The following is a 2642-nucleotide window of genomic DNA, read 5'->3' as shown; positions in this document are numbered from 1 at the left end:
CCCGCGGCGCGTCCGGTGCGGACTATCGCGGGCCCGCCGGTGCGCGCCTGTCCCGGCCCAGCCCGCGGGTGGAAGTCGTGGACACCACCGGTGCGGGCGACGCTTTCACCGGCGCACTGGCCGCCGCCTGGCATCGCGGGCCGGAATGGGCGTTGACCTGGGCCTGCGCTGCCGGAGCCCTGGCCACCACCAGGCTCGGGGCGAGCAGTTCGATCCCCACCCGCGAGGAGATCACCGCCGCGCTGGCCGCCGAGTAGCGCCGCGCGCCGCCCCGGTGGCCGATGCGCCCCGACCGATATCGTGGGGGCATGGCCACCACGCCGGATCGCATTCCCGCCGAGGGCGGCACCGCGCTGATCGACAAGCCGAACGCGTCCATGGTGGCGCTCAGCTTCGTGGACAACGCGGGCATCACGCGGGTGAAGGCGGTGCCCGGACAGCGGCTGGAGCACGCGTCCCGGTACGGCGTCGGCGTCTCGCCGTGCTTCGAGACCTTCGCCTTCGACGACCTGATGGCGGTCGGGCGCTATCTCGGTGGTCCCGACGGGGATCTGCGGCTGATTCCCGACCTGACCAGGATGACCGGATTGGCCTGCCAGCCCGGCTGGGCGTGGGCTCCCGCCGATAAGTACACCCAGGACGGCGCCCGCTTCGCCGCTTGCCAGCGCCATTTCGCGGCGCGCCAGGCGGAGGCGGCGCGGGCGGCGGGGCTGCGGTTGTCCATGGCGTTCGAAACCGAATGGTCCGTGGGCCGGGCCGACGACACCGACGGCTTCACACCCGCGATCCACGGCCCCGCCTACGGCATGGTGCGCCTCGGCCAAGTCGCCGACTACGCCGCGGACCTCGTCGCGGTGCTGGACCGGCAAGGCATCACGGTCGACCAGTTCCACCCGGAATACGCGCCCGGCCAACTGGAATTGTCGATCGAACCGTCCGAACCGGTCGCCGCGGCGGACGATGCCGTCCTGGTCCGGCACACGATCCGGCAGGTGAGCGTTCAGCACGGCTGGCGCGCGCTGCTGGCGCCGTGCATCGAGCCCGGCGGCACCGGTTCCGGAGCGCATCTGCACCTGTCGGTGCACGACGACCGAGGACCGCTTTTCGCGCGAGGCGAGGGTCCGCACGGGATGCGGCCGACCGGCGAGGCGTTCCTCGCCGGGATCCTGCGCGAACTCCCCGCGCTGGTCGCGGTCGGCGCGGGAAATCCGGCGAGCTTCCTGCGGTTGGAGCCCTCGCGCTGGGCCGGTGTGTGGCAGTGCTGGGGTCGCGAGACCAGGGAGGCCGCGCTGCGTTTCGTCACCGGGGTGCGCGGCACCGAGGATTGGGCGGCCAACGCCGAGATCAAGTGCTTCGACGCGACCGGGAATCCGTACCTGATCGTCGGCTCGGTGATCGCCGCCGGACTCGCCGGAGTGGCCGAACAGCTGCGCCTTCCACCCGAAATCACCGGGGACCCGGTGACTTTCGACACCGAAGCGCTCATGATGTCGGATGTGCGCCGACTGCCCACCACACCGACCGAAGCCGCCGATCAGCTCGCCGCCTCCCGCCCGCTCGCCGGCGCGATGGGCGCCGAACTGCACGACGCGCTGCTCACCGTGCGCCGCGCGGAAGCCGAACGGTACGCCGAGGCGAGCGCCGAAGAACTCGTCGCGCTGACCCGTTGGCGGTTCTGACCGTGCTCACCGACGGTGTTCCGCTCACCGACCACCACTGCCACGGCGTCACCACCGAGGCGCTCGACCGGCCCGGCTTCGAACGCTTGCTCGGCGAAGGCGCGCACGGAAGCTTCGATTCCGCCCTCGGGCTCGCGGTGCGCCGGTGGTGCGCCCCGGCGCTCGACCTGCCCGCCCAGGTGAGCCCGGACGTCTACCTCCGCCATCGCGCCCGGATCGGAGGCCGCGAGGTCGCCGTGCGGCTGTTGCGCGGCACCGGCGTGACCCGGTGGTTCCTGGATACCGGGATCGGCGGCGGCACAGCGGATTTCGCCGGTCTGGTGGACGGCGACGTGCGTGAGGTCGTCCGGCTGGAGGAAGTGGCCGAGCGAGTCGTGGCGCAGGTCGGCGCGGTGTCCGGGGTGTACGAGCGGATCGAGGCGGAGCTGCGGGCGCGAGCCGCCCATGCCGTGGGACTGAAGACGATCGTCGCCTACCGGTGCGGTCTGGACTTTCCGCCGCGCGAACATCCGCCGACCAGCTTCGCGCCCGAGCATCGGCTCACCGATCCGCAGGTACTCGGCTGGCTGGTCGGCCTCGGCGCTCGGATCGGCGCCGAGTTCGGCATCCCGTTGCAATTCCACACCGGGTTCGGCGACCCCGATCTGCGGCTGCGGCGCGCCGATCCGGCGCTGCTCACCGATTTCCTGCGCCGGACCGCGGGGACCGGCCTCTCGGTGCTGCTGCTGCACTGCTGGCCCTTCCACCGCCACGCGGCCTACCTCGCGCACGTCTTCGATCACGTCCAGCTGGATCTCGGCCTCACCATCCCGTATGTCGGGCAGCGCGCGGGCGCGGTGCTCGCCGAGACGCTGGAACTCGCTCCGTTCCGGGCGCTGTGCTACTCCTCGGACGGCTACGGGCTTCCGGAACTGCACTATCTCGGCGCCCTGCTGTGGCGGCGCGGGCTCGGCAAGCTGATCG

Annotated in this window: 3 protein-coding genes; all 3 read left to right on the top strand. The window is 72.2% G+C overall.

Annotated elements, in window-relative coordinates:
• Nucleotides 1–257, top strand: a 257-nt coding sequence (locus ON27_RS29505; RefSeq protein WP_245560291.1) for a carbohydrate kinase family protein, incomplete at its 5' end; no start/stop codon positions are given.
• Nucleotides 258–308: 51 nt separating this feature from the next.
• Nucleotides 309–1679: a type I glutamate--ammonia ligase gene (locus tag ON27_RS29500; protein ID WP_043734939.1), complete on the top strand. Its 1371-nt coding sequence runs from the start codon at nucleotides 309–311 to the stop codon at nucleotides 1677–1679.
• The coding region (locus ON27_RS29495) for an amidohydrolase family protein (RefSeq protein WP_174377901.1) at nucleotides 1667–2642 on the top strand (976 nt) is incomplete at its 3' end. The genes ON27_RS29500 and ON27_RS29495, both read left to right, overlap by 13 nt.

Source organism: Nocardia asiatica NBRC 100129 (assembly GCF_000308415.1).
Classification (GTDB): domain Bacteria; phylum Actinomycetota; class Actinomycetes; order Mycobacteriales; family Mycobacteriaceae; genus Nocardia; species Nocardia asiatica.
This window is presented reverse-complemented; position numbering and strand designations above follow the sequence as displayed.